General features: G+C 68.1%; 15 protein-coding genes. 3 read left to right on the top strand and 12 right to left on the bottom strand.

The features are described from left to right. Window positions 1-64: 64 nt before the first annotated feature. The 3 genes from kynU to ACXI0U_RS10820 all read left to right on the top strand — a co-directional run bounded on the left by kynU (window position 65) and on the right by ACXI0U_RS10820 (window position 4,143). Window positions 65-1,315, top strand: a complete 1,251-nt coding sequence (kynU, locus tag ACXI0U_RS10830; RefSeq protein WP_184489851.1) for a kynureninase — start codon at window positions 65-67, stop codon at window positions 1,313-1,315. A 94-nt stretch (window positions 1,316-1,409) separates the two neighbouring features. Next, complete coding sequence (locus ACXI0U_RS10825; protein WP_479550226.1) at window positions 1,410-2,720, top strand: OprD family porin; 1,311 nt, start codon at window positions 1,410-1,412, stop codon at window positions 2,718-2,720. 13 nt (window positions 2,721-2,733) lie between these two features. After that, window positions 2,734-4,143 (top strand): amino acid permease, encoded by a 1,410-nt coding sequence (locus tag ACXI0U_RS10820; RefSeq protein WP_479550225.1) that lies wholly within the window; start codon window positions 2,734-2,736, stop codon window positions 4,141-4,143. Here ACXI0U_RS10820 and ACXI0U_RS10815 read toward each other — a convergent pair. The 12 genes from ACXI0U_RS10815 to ACXI0U_RS10760 form a co-directional block, all read right to left on the bottom strand. After that, complete coding sequence (locus ACXI0U_RS10815; protein WP_479550224.1) at window positions 4,098-4,739, bottom strand: HAD family hydrolase; 642 nt, start codon at window positions 4,737-4,739, stop codon at window positions 4,098-4,100. The genes ACXI0U_RS10820 and ACXI0U_RS10815 overlap by 46 nt on opposite strands. After that, window positions 4,736-5,461 (bottom strand): UTRA domain-containing protein, encoded by a 726-nt coding sequence (locus ACXI0U_RS10810; RefSeq protein WP_479551093.1) that lies wholly within the window; start codon window positions 5,459-5,461, stop codon window positions 4,736-4,738. Before ACXI0U_RS10810 ends, ACXI0U_RS10815 begins: the two co-directional genes overlap by 4 nt. 65 nt (window positions 5,462-5,526) lie before the next feature. Next, window positions 5,527-6,123, bottom strand: a complete 597-nt coding sequence (pnuC, locus tag ACXI0U_RS10805; protein ID WP_021220236.1) for a nicotinamide riboside transporter PnuC — start codon at window positions 6,121-6,123, stop codon at window positions 5,527-5,529. Between the two features lie 19 nt (window positions 6,124-6,142). Continuing rightward, window positions 6,143-6,976, bottom strand: a complete 834-nt coding sequence (locus ACXI0U_RS10800; protein WP_374980767.1) for a 5'-nucleotidase, lipoprotein e(P4) family — start codon at window positions 6,974-6,976, stop codon at window positions 6,143-6,145. 10 nt (window positions 6,977-6,986) lie between these two features. Continuing rightward, a complete protein-coding gene (locus ACXI0U_RS10795; protein WP_479550223.1) occupies window positions 6,987-9,155 on the bottom strand; it encodes a TonB-dependent siderophore receptor in 2,169 nt (722 codons plus the stop codon). A 110-nt stretch (window positions 9,156-9,265) separates the two neighbouring features. Continuing rightward, window positions 9,266-10,156 (bottom strand): sulfurtransferase, encoded by an 891-nt coding sequence (locus ACXI0U_RS10790; RefSeq protein WP_479550222.1) that lies wholly within the window; start codon window positions 10,154-10,156, stop codon window positions 9,266-9,268. Window positions 10,157-10,166: 10 nt separating this feature from the next. Further along, window positions 10,167-11,321, bottom strand: a complete 1,155-nt coding sequence (locus ACXI0U_RS10785) for a phosphotransferase enzyme family protein (protein ID WP_479550221.1) — start codon at window positions 11,319-11,321, stop codon at window positions 10,167-10,169. Then, a complete protein-coding gene (locus tag ACXI0U_RS10780) occupies window positions 11,318-12,238 on the bottom strand; it encodes an ABC transporter substrate-binding protein (RefSeq protein WP_479550220.1) in 921 nt (306 codons plus the stop codon). The genes ACXI0U_RS10785 and ACXI0U_RS10780 overlap by 4 nt, the downstream gene beginning before the upstream one ends. Window positions 12,239-12,373: 135 nt before the next feature. Then, complete coding sequence (locus tag ACXI0U_RS10775) at window positions 12,374-13,483, bottom strand: YheT family hydrolase (RefSeq protein WP_479550219.1); 1,110 nt, start codon at window positions 13,481-13,483, stop codon at window positions 12,374-12,376. A gap of 51 nt (window positions 13,484-13,534) precedes the next feature. Further along, complete coding sequence (locus tag ACXI0U_RS10770) at window positions 13,535-15,205, bottom strand: AMP-binding protein (RefSeq protein ID WP_479550218.1); 1,671 nt, start codon at window positions 15,203-15,205, stop codon at window positions 13,535-13,537. 50 nt (window positions 15,206-15,255) lie between these two features. Then, window positions 15,256-16,419: an FAD-binding oxidoreductase gene (locus ACXI0U_RS10765; RefSeq protein WP_479550217.1), complete on the bottom strand. Its 1,164-nt coding sequence runs from the start codon at window positions 16,417-16,419 to the stop codon at window positions 15,256-15,258. Further along, window positions 16,412-17,932, bottom strand: coding sequence for a phytoene desaturase family protein (locus ACXI0U_RS10760; protein ID WP_479550216.1), 1,521 nt, complete (start codon window positions 17,930-17,932; stop codon window positions 16,412-16,414). Before ACXI0U_RS10760 ends, ACXI0U_RS10765 begins: the two co-directional genes overlap by 8 nt. Window positions 17,933-17,952 lie beyond the last annotated feature (20 nt).

Below are 17,952 nucleotides of genomic sequence, written 5' to 3'. Positions count from 1 at the left end.
TTGCAGGAAAATTATGCCTCGGTTGGTTCATGATTTTTCGGTAGATGAACAACGGCAAGGACCTGTGATGACCCGCGAAATGTGCCTGGCAATGGACCAGAACGACTCTTTGGCTGCACTACGGGAGCACTTCGCTCTGCCGGGTGATGTGATCTATCTCGATGGCAATTCACTGGGTGCAAGGCCTCTCTCCTCGGCTGAGCGCGCCATGCAACTGGTGCAACAGGAGTGGGGGGAGGGCCTGATCCGCAGCTGGAACACCGCTGGTTGGCGCAGCCTGTCCCAGCGCCTGGGTGACCAGTTGGCGGGCCTGATCGGCGCTGGCAGGAACGAGGTGGTGATCACCGATACCACGTCCATCAACCTGTTCAAGGTGCTGGCTGCGGCGCTGACGGTGCAAGCCCGTCGCGATGAGCAGCGCCGGGTGATCGTCAGCGAAGCAAGCAACTTCCCCACTGACCTGTATATCGCCGAAGGCCTGATCGGCCTGCTCCAGCAGGGGTATGAGCTGCGCCTGGTCGATAGCCCGGAGGCGGTGATCGCCGCCATCGGCAGTGATACCGCCGTGGTAATGCTTACCCATGTCAACTACAAGACCGGCCACATGCATGACATGGCCGCAATGACTGCGCAGATCCACGCCTGTGGTGCGCTGGCGATCTGGGACCTGGCCCACTCGGCGGGCGCCGTGCCGGTGGATGTGCACCAGGCCAAGGCCGACTACGCCATCGGCTGTACGTACAAATACCTCAATGGCGGCCCGGGCTCGCCGGCGTTCGTCTGGGTCAACCCTGCGCTGTGCGACGAGGTCAGCCAGCCGCTGTCAGGCTGGTTCGGTCACGCGCGCCAGTTCGACATGGCCAGCTCCTACATGCCGCAACAAGGCATCGCTCGCTACCTGTGCGGCACCCAACCCATCGTCTCGCTCGCCATGATCGAGTGCGGCCTGGATGTTTTCGCGCGTACCGATATGGCCGCGTTGCGCAAGAAGTCCCTGGCGCTGACCAACCTGTTCATCTCGATCGTGGAGGACCGTTGCGCCGGGCACGGGCTGAAGCTGGTCACCCCGCGTGACCCCGCTCAGCGTGGCAGCCATGTGAGCTTCGAGCATGCCCATGGCTACGAGGTGATCCAGGCCTTGATAGCCCGCGGCGTGATTGGCGACTACCGCGAGCCGGGCATCATGCGCTTCGGTTTCACCCCCCTCTACACCCGCTTCGTCGATGCCTGGGACGCGGCTCAGATACTGGGCGAAATCCTCGATAGCAACGCATGGGCCGAACCGCAGTACCAAGTCCGCCACCAGGTGACCTGATTTTTCCAAGACTCATCCCGCCCCTCGTCCGAGGGGTGGGTTGTTGTGCGAGCCATGAACCTCACCAATAACAATTACAGTGGATCACTCGAAGATGAAATCAACGCTCTCCCCAAGGCAGCGGCTGCTGGGTTTGGCGCTGGCCGGCAGCCTGGCGCCATATGCGCAGGCTGACCTGGTCGAAGACAGTCACCTGACGCTCAATACGATCAACTTCTTCTTTTATCGAAACAACCTGAATAACCCCGATGGGCAGAACTACCGGAAGGAGTGGGCGCAGGGTCTGTCGTTGAACTTCAGCTCCGGCTATACCGCCGGGCCGATCGGTGTCGGCGTCGATGCCTATGCCCAGTTGGGGATCAGGCTGGACAGCGGCAAGGGCACCAGTGGCACCGGCCTGTTGCCCATCGGCGATGACGGGCGGGCGCAGGCGGAGTACTCCGAGGCGGGTGGCGCGGTAAAGGCGCGCCTGTCGCAGACGGTGCTCAAATTCGGCAACCTCACGCCGATGAACCCGGTGTTCGGCACCGGCTCGGCGCGCTTGTTCACCATGCAGGCGAACGGCTTCCAACTGACCAGTGACGACCTGGCCGGGCTGCACCTGGATGCGGGCCACTTCACCTCCGGCAACGACGGCGCATCGACCAACGACAGTGGCTCGATCAAGGCGCTGTTCGCCGGTGTCGACGCGCGCAGCGTGGATTACGTCGGCGGCCAATACACCTTCAGTGACCGCTTCAGCGTCAGCCTCTATGGCTCTCGCTTTGCCGATATCTGGCAGCAGTACTACGGCAACGCCAACTACCGCTGGCCCCTGGCGGACACGCAAAGCCTGGGGCTGGACCTCAACGTCTATCGCACCACCGACTACGGCAAGCGCCTGGCGGGGGAGATCGACAACACCACCTGGTCACTGGCGACCCGTTACCAGAACGGCCCTCATGGCATAACCCTCGCGTACCAGCAGGTGGATGGCGACGAGCCCTTCGACTACCTGGGCTTCGATCAGCAACCGGGCACGTCGATCTACCTGGCCAACTCGGTGCAGGTCGTCGACTTCAATGCGCCTAACGAGCGCTCCTGGCAACTCCGCTACGACCTGGATCTAGCGACCTTCGGTGTGCCCGGGTTGAGCTTCATGACCCGCTACATATCCAGCGATGGCATCGACGACAGTCATTACCGGGGCGGCGCCCATGCCGCTTATGGCCGTTACGGCGACGACGGCCAACGCTGGGAACGCGATATCGAAGTGCGCTACGTGGTGCCATCCGGCAAGGCGCGCGACCTCTCGTTGCGCCTGCGGCAGGCGACCCTGCGCTCAAGCCAGCAGGTGGCGAAGGCCGACACCGTCGATAACGACGAAGTGCGGCTGATCATCGAATACCCCCTGAGCATCTTCTGAAGGGACTGCACACATGACTCAACCATCTGGATTTGCTTCGATCTCCAAACGTGAACAGGGCCTTCACCGTCAGCTGAGTGCTGGGCAGATGAGCATGATCGCCATCGGCGGTGCCATCGGTACCGGACTGTTCATGGGCAGCGCCTTCGCCATCGGCTACGCCGGCCCCAGCGTGCTGCTCAGCTATGCCATCGGCGCCTTCATCACGCTGCTGCTGATGGGCTGCCTGGCGGAGATGACCGTGGCCCATTCCACGTCCGGCTCGTTCGGCGCGTACGCCGAGTATTACGTCAGCCCGATGGCGGGCTTCCTGGTGCGCTATGCCTACTGGGCGGCCATCGTGCTGGCCGTGGGCACCGAAGTCACCGCGATTGCGCTGTATATGAAGTACTGGTTCCCGGACGTGCCGGCCTGGATCTGGATCCTGTCGTTCTCCAGTGTGCTGGTGGCGCTCAACTCCGTCAGCGTGAAGACCTTTGGCCAGGTCGAGTACCTGTTCTCGGCGATCAAGCTGGCGGCCATCGCGGCCTTCATCCTGCTCGCCGTCTGGCTGGTGTTCGGCTCCAGTAGCGGGGAGTACGGCCTGCACCACTACACCGACCATGGCGGTTTCATGCCCCACGGCTTCAGCGGCATGTGGGTGGCGGTGATCATCTCGATCTTCAGTTACCTGAGCGTGGAGATGATCGCCGTGGCCGCTGGCGAAGCCGAAGACCCGGAGCGTGCCGTGCGCCAGGCGTTCCGCGCGACCATCGTGCGGCTGGTGGTTTTCTACCTGCTGACCCTGGCCCTGATGCTGGCCATCGTGCCCTGGGACGAGGCTGGGAAGACCCAGAGCCCGTTCGTCACGGTGATGCAGTACATCGGCATTCCCGGGGCCACCGGCGTGATGAACTTCGTGATCCTGGTGGCGGCGCTGTCGGCCATGAACAGCCAGCTGTACATCACCACCCGCATGATGTTCAGCCTGTCTCGCGCCGGCCAGGCGCCGGCCGGCCTGGGTCGCCTGACCCGCACCGGCATCCCGCTCAATGCGCTGCTGCTGTCATGCGTGGGGATTGCGGTGGCGACCGTGCTCAGCGTGTTCTACCCGGAGGAATCCTTCAGCCTGATGATGGCCATCTCGATGTTCGGCGCGATCTTCACCTGGCTGATGATCTTCGTGACCCACCTGTTCTTCCGCCGTTACTACGCCCGCAAGCAGCAGGCATTGACGTTCAAGCTGCCGCTCTACCCCTATGGGACCCTGATAGGGCTGGTGCTGATGGCGCTGGTGCTGGTCACGACCGTCTTCACCGAGGCGTTCCGGATGACGCTGCTGTTCGGTGCGCCTTTCCTGGTGTTGCTGGCCATTGGGTACGCGGTGTTCGTGCGGCCTCAGAGGGCGAGTGGTGCGTCTGAGAAGTGCGTCGATCCTTTGTAGCCCGAGCCGACCAACGGCAGCACATCCACCACCGGCAGGCCGCCGCGCAGGGCGGCCTCGATGCCCTGGGCGCTGTCTTCGAATACCAGGCAGCGTTGTGGCGGCAGGCCGAGGCGGCGGGCCGCCTCCAGGTGGATGGCCGGGTGGGGCTTGGCCTGGCCGGTGTCGTCGAGGGTGACGACGGCGTCGAACAGCGGCGCCAGGCCCAGGGCGGCCAGGGAGCGGGTGACGATGGCCCGCGAGCCGCTGGAGGCCACCGCCATGGGCTTGAGTCCGGCGAAGCGGCGGGCGATGGCGGTGATCGGGGTGATTTCCCGCAGGTGCGTGTCCAGGTGGGCCAGGTAGTGCTGGCGCATCCGTGCCGAGACCTGTTCGCGGTGCAGCGCCACACCGTGTTCGTGCTCGAAGGCGTCCATCAGCAGTGCTTCGGAGAGCCCACAGCGTGCGGCGTGCCAGGCCGGGTCCATGACCTTGCCGCATGCGGCGAAGCCGGCATTCCAGGCGCTGGCATACAGCGGCAGGCTGTCCACCAGGGTGCCGTCGCAATCGAAGATCAAGCCTTCGGCGCGCTGCAGCAGTGCGTCGAGCGGGCTCATGGCTGGGCCGGCTCCCCCGGGTAGCGGGTTTCCAGCACCACGGCGAGGGCGTCCGGGCGCCAGAACTCCTGGTCGAACTCCACCGGTTGGCCCTGCTCGCCGAAGTTGAGCCGCTCCAGGTAGAAGCTGCTGGAGCCCGGGGATACCTGCAGCAGGCCGGCCTGGGCCTCGTTCATGGTTTCGGCGTGCATCAGCAGTTCGCTGCGTGATTGCACCCGGCCGAAGCGCTCGCGCAGCAGGGTGGTCAGCGAGGTGTTGAGGTCGGCGGAGAGCAGTTCCGGGCACCAGTCCACCAGCACCACGTTGCATTCCAGCAGCACCGGGCGCTGGTCGACCCAGCGCCGCCGCTGGAGGACGAACACCGGCTCCTCGGGGTGCTCCAGGCCCATGCGCTTGGCCAGCCAGGCACCGGCCGGGCGGCGCTCGGCGTGCAGGCATTCTGTGCGTGGCGCGCGGCCCTGGCGGGCGACGTACTCCATGAAACCGATGATGCCGGTGGGGTCGTAGCGGATGCGTGGCGGGCTGACGTACCAGCCACGGCGGTTCTGCCGGTAGATCAGGCCGTCGCGCTCCAGCAGCTGCAGGGCCTGGCGCAGGGTGACGCGGGTGCAGGCGAAGCGCTCGGCCAGCTCGCGCTCCGCCGGCAGCTTGCTGTCGCCGGGGAGAAGGCCGGCGGCGAGGTCGGCCACCAGCTGGTCGCGGATGCGCAGGTAGTGCGGCAGCGAGGCGCGCCAGGCGCCCGGGGGCAGGGATTCGCTGACGAACGAGGGCCGCGCCGGGTTGAGGTTCACGAGGTGGCCCCGGCGCCCTGGGGCAGGGCGCGGTCCTGGGCGTCCAGGTCCTTGCGCCAGGCGTGCAGGCCGTAGGCGGCGAGGATCACGAAGCCGGCATAGAGCGCCGCGGTGAGCTGCAGGTCCTTGTAGAGGAACAGGCCGACGTAGGCGATATCCAGCACGATCCATAGGCCCCAGCTGGCCAGGTACTTGCGCGCGGCCCAGAAGCTGGCCACCAGGCTGAAGGCGGTGAGCAGGGCGTCGACCCAGGGCACGGCCGCGTCGGTGAAGTGGTGCATCAGGCTGCCCAGCAGCACCGCGCCGAGCAGGCCGGCCAGCAGGCTGACCCGGGCCACGCGTGGTGGCAGGCGCTCCACGCGGACCTTCCCGGCCACGCTCTGGCCGCTGCTCCAGCGCCACCAGCCGTACCCCTGCAGCAGGGCGAAGACCAGTTGCAGGAGCATGTCGGAGTAGAGCTTCACGCCGAAGAAGATCCAGGCGTAGAGCAGCACCGCGACGACGCTCACCGGCCAGCACCAGCGGATGCGTTGGGCGGTGAGCCAGACGCCGAGGATGTTGATGAGCACGGCGACGATTTCCAGCGTTGACATGGCGATGGCCTCGGCGGGTTCAGTACTGCGGTTTCAGCGCCTGGTGCTTGAGGGCGCGCTTCTGGGCGTCCGGCAGGTCTTCGCGGCCCTGGTAGGGCGCGCTGTACCAATGGCCGTAGGTGGGGTTGGGCAGCAGGAACCAGCGCTCGCCGAGCCAGCCGAGGTAGGGCGCGGCGGCGTGCTGCTGCTCGGCCTGGCTGCCCTTGGCGCTGATGAAGTCGCCGAAGCTGTCGCCCACCAGCATCAGTACGCGGGCCTGGCTGCCGACCCAGTTGCGCCGACAGGTCTTGTCCGAGCCCGCATCGGCGCAGCCGCCGATGGCGGTGCCGGCGGTGAGGATCTGCGCAGTGCCGTCGATGGGGAAGCCGGCGCGCCGGAGGTTGGCCAGGGTGGCCTGCTCCTGCCCGGGTTCGCGGTTGGTCAGGTAGTAGGGGGTGATGCCGCGCTGGGCCGCCGCCTGCATGAAGGCCAAGGCACCGGGCAGGGCTGGGGCTTCGGCACGGTCCACCCACTGGTACCACTGGGCATAGTCGTAGGGGGCGTCGGCGAGGATGGCGCGGGCGTTCAGCGGCACGTTGTCGAGCAGGGTCTCGTCGATGTCGACGATCAGCGCCGGTGGCAGCCCCTGGAGGCTGCGCGGGGTGCCGGCGAGGGCGTCCCAGGCGGGGTCGGCCAGGGCCTTGTCCAGCTGGCGGGTGGCGTTGGCGTAGACCTGGCGGAACAGCAGGTCGTGCTCGATGGAGGTCTGGGTCCAGAGCACGGCGTCCAGCTGGTCGTTGGCCGGCGGGTGCTGCTGGCAGCCGCCCAGCAGGGCGGCGAGCAGGGCGATGCAGGGCAGGGCGGGAATGCGCATGGCGGGCTCCTCAGAAGTTGACGGTGGCGGACAGCCGCGCGGTGCGCGGGGCGCCCTGGAACAGGTAGCCGTCGCCCATGTACTCGCCGGCATCGCGCCAGTAACGCGCGTCGAAGAGGTTGTCGACGGTCAGGCGCAGCACGGTTTCGTAGCCCTCGATCGCCAGGCTGTAGCGCCCGCCGATATCGAACACGGCGTAGTCGTCCACCTTCACGTTGCCGGCCTGGCTGGCGTATTTGCTGCCGCTGTATTGCACGCCGCCGAGCAGGGCCAGGCCGGGCACGCCGGGGATGGCGTAGTCGCCATGCAGGCTGGCGCGCAGGGTGGGCACGTTGATCGCCTGGTGGCCTTCGTAGGCGGCGGTGGCGGTGCCTTCGACCCGGGCGCGGATGGCCGCGGCGCTGGCCGATACCTGCAGGCGGTCGGTGACCCAGCCGGTGGCGGACAGCTCCAGGCCGACGTTCTTCTGCTCGCCCTGCTGGATGTAGGTGAAGAAGCCATCGCCATTGGGGCGCGAGTACTGGTAGGCCTTGGTGATCTGGAACAGCGCGGCGGTGAGGCTGAGGCGCTGCCAGTCACGCTTGATGCCCAGCTCCAGCTGGCGCGAGGTGGTGGGTGCGAGGATTTCGTCGGCGTTGGTGGCGAACCAGGGCGCTTCGCCGCCCAGGGACAGGCCCTTGCTGTAGCTGCCATAGAGGGAGATGTCCGCGCGCGGCTTGTAGATCAGCGCGGCGTTGGGCAGGAACTCCCAGCGCTCGGTGTGGCGGGTGGTGTCGCCGTTCTTGTCGAAGGCCTCTTCATCCAGGCGCACCTGGCGCCCGCCGATCACCGCCTGCCAGTGCTCGCCGTAGCTCACGCGGTCGGTGGCGAACAGGCCGTACTGGCGGCTGTCCAGGCGGCGGTAGGTGTGGCCGAGGGGCACGTCGGTGGGGTCGAAGGCGGGCGTGGGCTGATGGATGTTGCCGGTGCCGACCCATTCGTTGGTGGACTTGCGGCGGTCCAGCAGGCGGCGGAAGGCGCTGGTGCCGACGGTCAGCTCGTGGCTGAACGGGCCGCTGTCGAAGCGGCCGGCGAGGGCCGCCTGCAGCTCGTCGTTGCGGCGGGTGTCGCCGGGGTTGCGGAAGTCGTAGACGTCGTAGTCGCCTTCCGGGCTGAAGTAGTTGGGCACGGCGGAGCTGGCGCAGCTGGCCGAGCCGTAGCAGCCCCAGGCGAAGGAGCTGTAGTCGTCGATCACCACGCGGCTGCGGGCGGCGCTGAGGCTGCCGGTCCAGACGTCGTTGAAGCGGTACTCGAAGCGCCCGGTGAGGTTGAGCGAGTCGATGCCCACGGGCTTGGACCAGCTCTGGTCGGCGAGGCGGTCCTTGGGATCGATGCCGCTGGGCACCACGTTGCCGCCGAGCAGCTGGTAGCCGGGCACCGAGCGTTGTTCGCGGGTCTGGTATTCGGCGTCCAGCTGCAGCAGGGCGGCGTCGCTGATGTTCCAGTCGGCGGCCAGGGAGACGAAGTCGCGGGTGCCGTCGGAGTTGTCGACGTAGGAGCGGATGTCCTCGTGGGCGAAGTTGGCGCGCAGGCCGAAGCGCTGCTCGGCGTCGAGCCAGGCGCCGACGTCGGTGGCGATGTAGCGCTCGCCTTCCTCGTTGGTGGCCAGGGTCACCGAGCGCACGTCTTCCGGGCGCTTGGTGACGTAGTTGACCAGCCCGCCGGGCTCGGACACGCCGCTCTGCAGGCCGGAGAGGCCCTTGAGCACCTCGACCCGCTGCTTGTTCTCCAGGGCGACGTTCTGCTCGCCGGTGATGGTGCGGCCGTTGATCTTGTAGCTGCTGGCGGCGTTGAGGGAGAAGCCGCGGATGACGAAGTTCTCGTAGTAGCCGATGGGCGCGTAGCTGTCGCCGACCGAGGCGTCGTTGCGCAGCACTTCGCTGAGCAGCTTGGCCTGGCGGTCCTTGATCAGTTGCTCGGTGAACACCGAGACGGAGGCGGGGGTATCCAGCAGCGGGGCGTCGTCGAAGCCGCTTACCGAGGCGCTTTTCGCCTGGTAGCCGTCGCCTTCGTCGCCGTGCACGGTGACGGCATCCAGGGTGACGGTGTCGGCGGCCCGGGCCAGGGACGGGCTCAGTGACAGGGCCAGGAGCGCCAGTGCGAAGCCGTGGCGGTGCTGCAGGAACAGGGAAGGGACCATGAACGAACTCCTTGATGGACGCCGGCTGCTGAGTGAACCGCGCGACGGGAGGGCCCGGCGGGCGGCGCTGGCGTGCCTACTGCTGAAAGACGAAAGAAGAGGGTTGAATCTCAGGCCGGAGCTGCTCCGGTGGACATTGGCAAGGCTGGATCGGCCGCCCATTCCTGCAGCGAGCCGTCGTAGATCGAGACCTGTTGGCGGCCCAGCAGGGTCAGCGCCAGGGCGGTGGCAGCGGCGGAGATGCCGCCGCCGCAATAAAGAATCAGCGGCTGCCCGCCATCGAGCAGCGGGGCGCCCAGCGCCTGGGCCAGTTCAGCGGGCGGCAGGTAGCGGCCCTGTTCGTCGAAGAGGCTGCGGGCCGGGCTGTTGAGGCTGCCCGGAATGCGCCCGCGACGGGCGTAGCGGGTCACCGCGCTGCCGTCGAACAGGCCGGCGGAGAGGGCGCAGACCAGGGTGCCGGGGGCGCGGCCCTCGACCACGGCGAGCACCTCCTGGCGGTTGGCCCAGAAGCCCGCCCGGGCCTGCAGCGGCGCCAGGGGCGCGGTGTCGACGGCGGCGGGTTGGTCGCCCGAGGCGACGGGCAGGCCGGTGTGCCGCCAGGCCTTGAGGCCACCATCCAGCACACGGGCGGCGATGCCGAGGCTGCGCAGCATCCACCACAGGCGCGCGGCCCAGAAGCCGTCGTGGCGGTCGTAGAGCACGATCTCCCGGGCGGCGCCGAGGCCCAGGCGTGCCAGGGGCGCCTGCAGGGCCGAGGGCGTTGGCAGGGCGAAGCTGAAGCCCGCCTCCGGGTCCGCCAGGTCATGCAGCAGGTCGGCGTGGCGGGCGCCGGGGATGTGCTCCGCCTGCCAGGCCGCGTGCCCGCTGGCCACCCGGTAGTCGCCGTCGAACTGCGCGGCGGCCAGTTCCACGCTGGCATCGAGCAGCAGCAGACCGGGCGCGTGCAGGGCCTGGTGCAGGGCCTGGGGCGAGACGAGGGTGGCAGCGTGAAGCGGGGGCATGGCGGTCTTCCTAGTTGTTATGGGTGCGGGCGAGCCGCTCGAGGTGGTCGAGCAGGCGGGCGCCCTCGCTGTCGCCGAACCAGCGGGCGTGGCCGATCAGGAACGCGTGGTAGGCGATGTCTGCGCTGGCCCGCGAGCCGACGATGCCCTCGAAGTAGTCGACTTCGTTGAGGGCGAAGTCGGCGTGCACCAGGGGCAGCAGGGCCTTGAGCGTGAGCAGGTCGTGGCGGCCGAGGGGGCGCTGGCTGGCGTAGCCCGCCAGCAGTGCGTCGACCGCATCGAGATCGGCCGTTGCGCGGCCGCCATCATCCAGTTCCAGCCAGGGAATGCAATTGCGTTCCAATGCCGTTGCCAGGTCGAACAGGGCGAAGGTCCGGTCACTCAGGCCGAAATCAAGGACGCTCTCGACCTCCGCCGAGCCACCTTGCCCGCGCCACAGCAGGTTGGAAGCGTGCCAGTCGTTGTGAGTCCAGAGCGCCGGTAGTGCGGCCAGCAGCGGCAGCAGTTGGCGGTGGAAGGGCAGGTGCAGTTCTTTCAGCGCGTAGTGCCAGTCGTGCCCGGCCAGGTAGCGGGCCAGGGCCGGTTGCCCGGGCAGGGCCTGCTCGATGGCCCGCAGCGGGTCGGGCTGGCTGAACAAGCGCAGGTTGGCCACCAGCACCGGCGCCTGCCGGGGGGCGGCGTCGAAGCCTTCTGCGGCACAGTGCAGCCGGGCCAGGGCGGCGCCCGCCGAATGGGCGTGGTGGCGGTCGAGGAAGGGCGTCCAGGACAGGGCCTCGCGGTAGAGGTCGTCACCGGCGGCGCGGGGCAGCACCTCGTAGGTCCATTCGCCCAGGGCTAGCGCGCTGTGCCCGTCGCGGTCACGCAGGGCCGGGGTGACCGGTGCGCCCCGGTCCTGCAGCCAGCGCACGAAGCGGTGTTCCTCCTCCAGCCAGGCTGGTTCGCGCACGCTGCGGTGGTGGCGCTTGACGAACACCTCGCCGTGATCGGTGTGCACCTGGGCGGCGGCCGAGAAGGGCCGGGGGCTGTGCCAGCCGAGCTGCTGCACGGCGCCCAGCTGTGGGAAGCGTTGCAGCACCTGCTCCACATCCCGTTGCTGCAGGGCCGGCCAGTCGGCTTCCACCGGTTGCGCGCCCATGCCGTGGGCGATGCGTATCGGCTGGGTCACGGCCGTTGCTCCGTCAGGTACTGGTTGCTGGTGGCGCCGCGCCAGGCGTCCGCGTCGGCGAGCACGTCGTGGCTGTGCAGCCAGTGGGCGTAGGGGGCGAGCAGTTCCTCCCGCTGCTGGCCCCAGTGGCCGGCGTGCAGCCAGGTGGGGGCGATGCGCTCCAGGGACTGGCTGAGCAGCTCGGTGGGGAAGTAGGGGATGGCCGCCTCGTAGGCGGGCAGGGCGCTTTGCGGGTCGGCCGCCACGGCACGGAAGCCGCGCTCGGTGGCGGCGAGGAAAGCGCGGGCGCTGTCGGGGTGGTGCTCGAACCAGTCCTGGCGGCCGCCGAGCAGGTAGCTGTGGTAGCGCGGCGCGCCGATCGCGTCCACCGGCCAGACCACGCGACGCTCGGCGGGGATGGGGCTGTCCATCAGCGCTTCCCAGGCCCAGTAGCCGCCGAAGCTGGCGTCGGCGATACCGGCGGCCAGCTGCTCGGGGCGCAGTTCGCGCACCTGGCTGTCGACGATGATCACCGCGTCCGGGTCGCCACCGTCGGCGGCCACCAGGTGGCGCACCATGGCCAGGCCGCGCGGGGTGGGGTTGAGCGCCAGGCGCTTGCCGGCCAGGTCACGGGGGCGCTGGATGCCGAAGTCGGTCAGGGTCTGGATGGATTCCAGGCCGGCATGGTTGATGGCCGCCACGCCCAGCAGCGGCTGGCCGAGGGCGCGCCGCACTAGCAGGCGGTTGCTGGGGAACACGCCGACATCGGCGGCGCCTTGCAGCAGGTGTTCGAGGGTGTCGCCGCGATAGGGGTCCGGTACCTGCAACTGCACATCGAGCCCGGCGTCGCGGTACCAGCCACGTTCCCGTGCCACATAGAAACCCGCCGAATTCGGCCAGGGATGAAAATATTCCAGCACCACCCGTACAGCGATCATCCATCGTGCTCCGCATTGCCCACTGGGCCTGTGGGGGCGGATTTAACGGGCGGCGCCCTGGTATATACCAATATCGTTCCGCGCTATTGATATCTCCTGAAAGAATAAAAGGTCGGCTATTGATTCGATTTGGAACTAGCGGCCGGTCTGCCCGTGCAGCGCACGGAGGAAGTCGGCCGCCAGGTGGTGGGCCCAGGAGCGCGCGGTGAGGCCTGCCAGGTAGGCGCAGTGGCTGCCGCGCGTGGTGACGGCGAGCAGTGTGTGGGGCATGCGCGCCATGGCCTGCTGGTGGTCGCGCACATTGCCGAGCACGCAGACGGGGTCGTCCTCGGCGTTGAGCACCAGCAGCGGCACGGTGATGCGGTCCATCACCGTGATCGGGTTGCAGTTATCGAGAAAGGCCTGCTGGCTGGGGTAGCCCGCGCATTCGTAGAGGTGCCGGTGGAACTCGTCCAGGCTCTGCGCGCCTTCCAGGGCGGCGAGGCTGGGCAGGTGGGCTAGCGCCTGGCGGTTGGGGGTGACGAACTGGCGCACCAGCTTGCGCGCCATCAGCCGGGTGTAGGGCGCTCGGGAGCGGGCGAAGGCCACGCGTATGTCGTAGCCCGGGCAGTAGGCGAAGGCGCCCTGCAGCGGCGTGTCATCGCCCTGTTCACCGAGGTAGCGCACCAGCAGCCCGGTGCCGGCGGAGATGCCCGCCGCGTAGAGCGCGGACTGCGGGTAGCGCTCGCTGATCTGGCGCAGTTGCTCGCGCAGGTCGGCGGTGTCGCCCATGGTGTTGAAGCGCGGGCTGGTCAGCGACAGGTCGCCGTGGCCACGGCGCTGGCAGAACACCACGCGCCAGCCGGTGAGCCGCTGCAGGTCGCGGACGAAGCCGCGCATGCTGTGGGGCGAGCCGGTGATGGTGTGCAGCACCACCAGTGTGGGCACCTCCGGCGGCAGGTCGGCGCCGAGCCAGTGCAGGGCGGTGGTGCCGCCGTCGGCCATGAGCAGGGTGTCGACGCGGTCGTAGCGCAGGGCGGGGGAGAAGACCTTCTTCAGGCCCAGGCCGAGCAGTTGCAGGTGACCGTTGAACAGCCAGGGCGTGGCCCAGAAGCGCCGGGTGAGGCGCGGCACCTGCTGGATGAGGGCGTCGTTGTCGGGGTTGCGCTGGTAGATCAACTGCGGCTTGCACGCTGCCGTGCGCAGGTAATGGAAGCCCAGGCCGGTGGCGGCGAGCGGAAGCAGGGCGGTTAACCAGGTCGACATCGAACGTCCTTGGGTCGGAGGGCAGGCCGGTTGGACCCGCCAGGGGTTGAGTCAGGTGCGCAGCTGCGCCCGGAGGATCTTGCCGATGGGCGACTTGGGCAGCTGTTCGCGGAATTCGATGCGCTTGGGCACCTTGTAGGCGGTGAGCCGCTCGCGACAGTGACGGATGATCGCCTCGCCGTCGAGCCCCGGTTCATGCAGGGCGACGAAGGCGCAGAGGGCTTCGCCGGTGGTGTCGTCGGGCACACCGATCACCGCCACTTCGCTGACGTCCGGGTGTTCGGCGATCACCGCTTCCACTTCGTTGGGGTACACGTTGAAGCCGCTGACCAGGACCATGTCCTTCTTGCGGTCGACGATGCGGAGGTAGCCGTCCTCGTCCATCACCGCGATGTCGCCGGTGCGGAACCAGCCGTCGACGAAGGCTTCGTGGCTCTCCTCCGGGCGGTTGAGGTAGCGCTCGATGATGTGCGGCCCGCGCACCAGCAGTTCGCCGGGGGCGCCGGGTGCCAGTTCCCGGCCCTCGGCGTCGGCGATGCGCACGTCGCTGCCCGGCAGGGGCAGGCCGACGGTGCCGGGGCGCTCTTTCGCGCCGGGCGGGTTGAAGGCCACGAAGCAGCTGCTTTCGGTGAGGCCGTAGCCTTCGAGTATCTGCCCCACGGCGGCACGCCAGCGCTCGCCGGTGACCGGGCGCAGGGAGGTGCCGCCAGAGACGGCGAGCTTGAGCGCAGGCGGCCTGGCCTGGAACCAGGGCTCGGCCAGCAGGCCGGCGTAGAGGGTGTCCACCCCCGTCATCCAGCGCACCGGGAAGCGCTCGAAGGCCGGCTGGGCGTTGCTCAGCGGCCGTGGGCTGGGCACCAGCAGGTTGCGTGCGCCGCGGCCGAAGAACAGCAGGAAATTAAAGTTGAAGGCGAAGATGTGGTAGAGCGGCGGCAGGGTGACGATGGCCTCGCCCAGCTCGATCTCGGCGTCGAAGCCCTTGAGGTAGTCCTCGGCCATGCGCAGCACCGCCTTGAGGTTGGCGTGGGTGAGCACCGCGCCCTTGCTGCGGCCCGTGGTGCCGCCGGTGTACTGGTAGAGGGCGACGTCGTGGTGAAGCGGTTCCAGCGGCGCCGTTTGCCGGCCGATGTCCAGGGCCTGGGTGAAGCGCTGGAAGCCCACCTCGGGCGTGAGGTCGCCGCCGGCCTGTTCTTCGAGCTTCTGCTGGATGGCGCTGGCCACCGGCTCGGGGAAGAAGTCGCTGAGGCTGGCGAGCACCAGGGCGATGCCGTGCCGGGCGACCACCTGTTGGGCGCGCTTGGCGAACAGGTCGCAGGCCACCAGCAGCCTGGCGCCGCTGTCGGTCAGCTGCGCATCGAGCTCGCGCTCCGTGTACAGCGGGTTGACGTTGGTGACCACCAGGCCGGCCTTCCAGGCGCCGAGGACCGCGACGGGGTAATGCAGGCAATTGGGCAGCTGCAGGGCCACCACCTCACCCGGCTGCAAACCGCACGCGTGCACCAGGTAGGCGGCGAAGGCACTGGACAGCGCGTCCACCTCCGCGAAGGACAGGTCGGCATGCAGTCCGTTGGGCATCACCTGGGTGAAGGCCGGTGCGTCGCCATGACGCTCGGCGCCGTCACGGGCGCAATCGGCGAGGTTGCCCGACAGCGCCTCGGCGCCGAGCCGGTAGCCCCGCAACTGCGATGGATAGTGCTGTTCCCAGCGACGTGCGGTGGTCATCCCTTGTCTCCTGTTGTTGTTATGGGTGATGCGGTGGTGCCGGTGCCCGCCTAGAGCAGGACTTCGATATCGCCGGTGGGGAAGGCCACGCAGGAATAGATCCAGCCGAAGTCGCGGTCGGATTTGCGCAGGTGCGCTTCCTGGGGGTTGAACACCGGGCCGGAGAGCAGCTTGACCCGGCACAGGCTGCATTCGCCGGAGCGGCAGGCGTTCTCGGCGAAGTAGCCGTTGCGTTCCAGGGCGTTGAGCAGGGGCTCGCCGACCTGGCTGCGGAAGCTGCCACGGCCGCGCACGGTGACCTGCACCTCGTCTTCCAGCGCCACGCCTGCGGGCCAGCCCGGTTGCTGGTCCGGGGACTTGGGCGCGCCGTTGGCCTCGACGCGGATGCGCCGACGGGGCACGCCCAGCTCGGTGAGCAGCGCGACGCAGCTTTCGTTGAAGGGGGTGGGGCCGCAGATGTAGAACATCTTGCCGTCGACAGCGCCCAGTTGCGCCTGCAGCAGCTCGCGGGTCAGGCGGCCGGCGAGGCCCTGATAGCCGGCGGGCGGCCGCGAGATCACCTCGGTGAGGCGGACGTTTTCATGGTGCGCGGCCAGCTCGCGCAGCTGGTGTTCGAAGATTACGTCGTCCACATGGCTGTTCACGTAGACCAGGTGGAAGCGCTGCGGCAGGTCGCGCCCGAGCAGGTCCAGCAGGATGCTGCGCGCCGGGGCTACGCCCGAACCGCCGGCGAGGAACACCAGGTCGTCACCGTGGAAAAGCGGGTTGTGGTGGAAGGTGCCCATGGGCCCGGAGCTGGTCAGGTGCTGCCCCACGCTCACGTGGTCGAGCAGGTAGCTGGAGACGAAGCCGCCCTTGGCGCGCTTTACCGTGAGGTCATAGTGACCACGCTCGCCGGGCGGGGAGGACATGGCGTAGGGGCGGGCGGTGAGCACACCGTCGATCTCGACGAAGAGGTTGATGTACTGGCACGCCTGGAAGGGCGGCAGCGGCTTGCGGTCGCTCGCCTTCAGCCGCAGGGTCTTGGTGCTGGGCGTGTCGTCGATGATCTCGACCACTTCCAGCGACAGGCGCTTGGGGTGCAGCTGCACCACGGTGCTGCCCACTTCGCCGCGCACTTCCTCGAAGTCGCTGCCGCTCAGTTCCAGGGCCTGCTTGGCGGCGAGGGCTTCGGCGTAGCCGGCGATGCGGTTCATCGGGTTGCGGTCAGACATGCTCCACCTCCGTGGTCTTCAACTGCTTGAGCACGGCCCTGGCCGTGGATTCGCCCGCCATGTAGGTGGGCTGGAAGCCGCCCATGGAGGTCCAGGAACCCGCCATGTAGAGCCCGGGCACGGCATCCAGGCGTTCGCGCAGCAGGGCCGAGTCCTGGGCGCTTTGCTGGAAGCCGTAGATGGCGCCGCCGGGGGTGTTGAGGTAGCGCATCATGGTCAGCGGCGTGGCCACTTCCACCTCTTCGATGTACTGGCGCACCTTGGGGTAGACCTTCTCGATCACCGCGATGAGCTTCTCGGCGAATGCGTACTTGGTCTGCGCGTAGCGCTCGGGTGGCACGGCCTTCCACACCTCGCCGTATTGCAGGCAGACCAGCACCACCTGGCTCTTGCCCGCCGGCGCGGCGCTAGGGTCTTCGAGGTTGTAGCAGGTGAGCATGCCGCCGAGCGGTGGCTCCAGGCTGCCCATGCGCGCGTGGATCTGCTCCTCGTCGAGGGTTTCGTAGATGAAGCTGGAGGCGGTGGTGACCCCGAGTTCCCCGGGGGTGCAATCCAGCCCGAGGTAGATGACGAAGGCCGAGGTGCCCATGCGCCGGGATTTGAAGTCCTGCTGGACCTTCAGCGGCGGGCGTTCGAGGTCGAGCAGTTCGTTGAAGGTGATCAGCGGGCTGGCGTTGGACACCACCGCCTTGCAGGCGACCCGTTCGCCGCCTTCCAGGCTTACCCCGCAGATGCGCCCGCCCTGGGTGTGGATGCGCTCCACGCCGCAGTTGAAGCGCACCTCGCCACCGGCTTCGAGGAAGGATTCCACCAGGGCGCTGGACATGGCCTGGGAGCCGCCCTTGATGTGCCAGGGTTTGAACACCGCGTAGGCGTAGAGCATGGTCGCCAGGTCGGCGAAGGGCAGCATGGTCGGTGGCACGCCCAGGTAGAGCCAGTAGGTGGCGAGGATGTTCTTCAGCTTGGCGTCGGTGAAGAACTCGTCCAGCACCTCCCGCGCGGGGCGGAAGCCGTACTTCACGTAGTAGGGGCAGAGCGATTCGAGCATGGCCTCGCTGTTGGCGCGGCTGGCCTGGGGCAGGGTCATGAAGCTTTCCAGGGTGACCTTCTCGCAGACCAGCATGAAGCGCTCGATGGCCTCGCTCTCCGCCGGGTACATGCCCTGCAGCAGGCGGCGGATGCCCGACCAGCTGGCCGGCAGGGTGACGTCCAGTTCGTCGGGCACGGCCAGGCGGTACAGAGCGTGCTCCTGGATGAACTCGACCTTGTCCAGCACGCCGAGCTCGTCGAAGAACTTGCGCATCACGAAGGGCTTGTCCTCGGTGCCCAGGCCGCTGAGCTGGTGCAGCGCCACCTCGAACTCGAAGTCACCGCGCACGAAGGAGGTGGCGCAACCCCCGGGAATGTTGTGGCGCTCCAGCAGCAGGGTGCGGGCACCGCCGCGCTGCAGCGCGGTTGCGGCGGTCAGCCCGGCGTTGCCGGCGCCGATCACCACGGCGTCGTAATGGGTCATCGCTCACCTCAAACTTATCA

This window comes from Pseudomonas sp. C9D1 (genome assembly GCF_056491235.1).
This window is presented reverse-complemented; position numbering and strand designations above follow the sequence as displayed.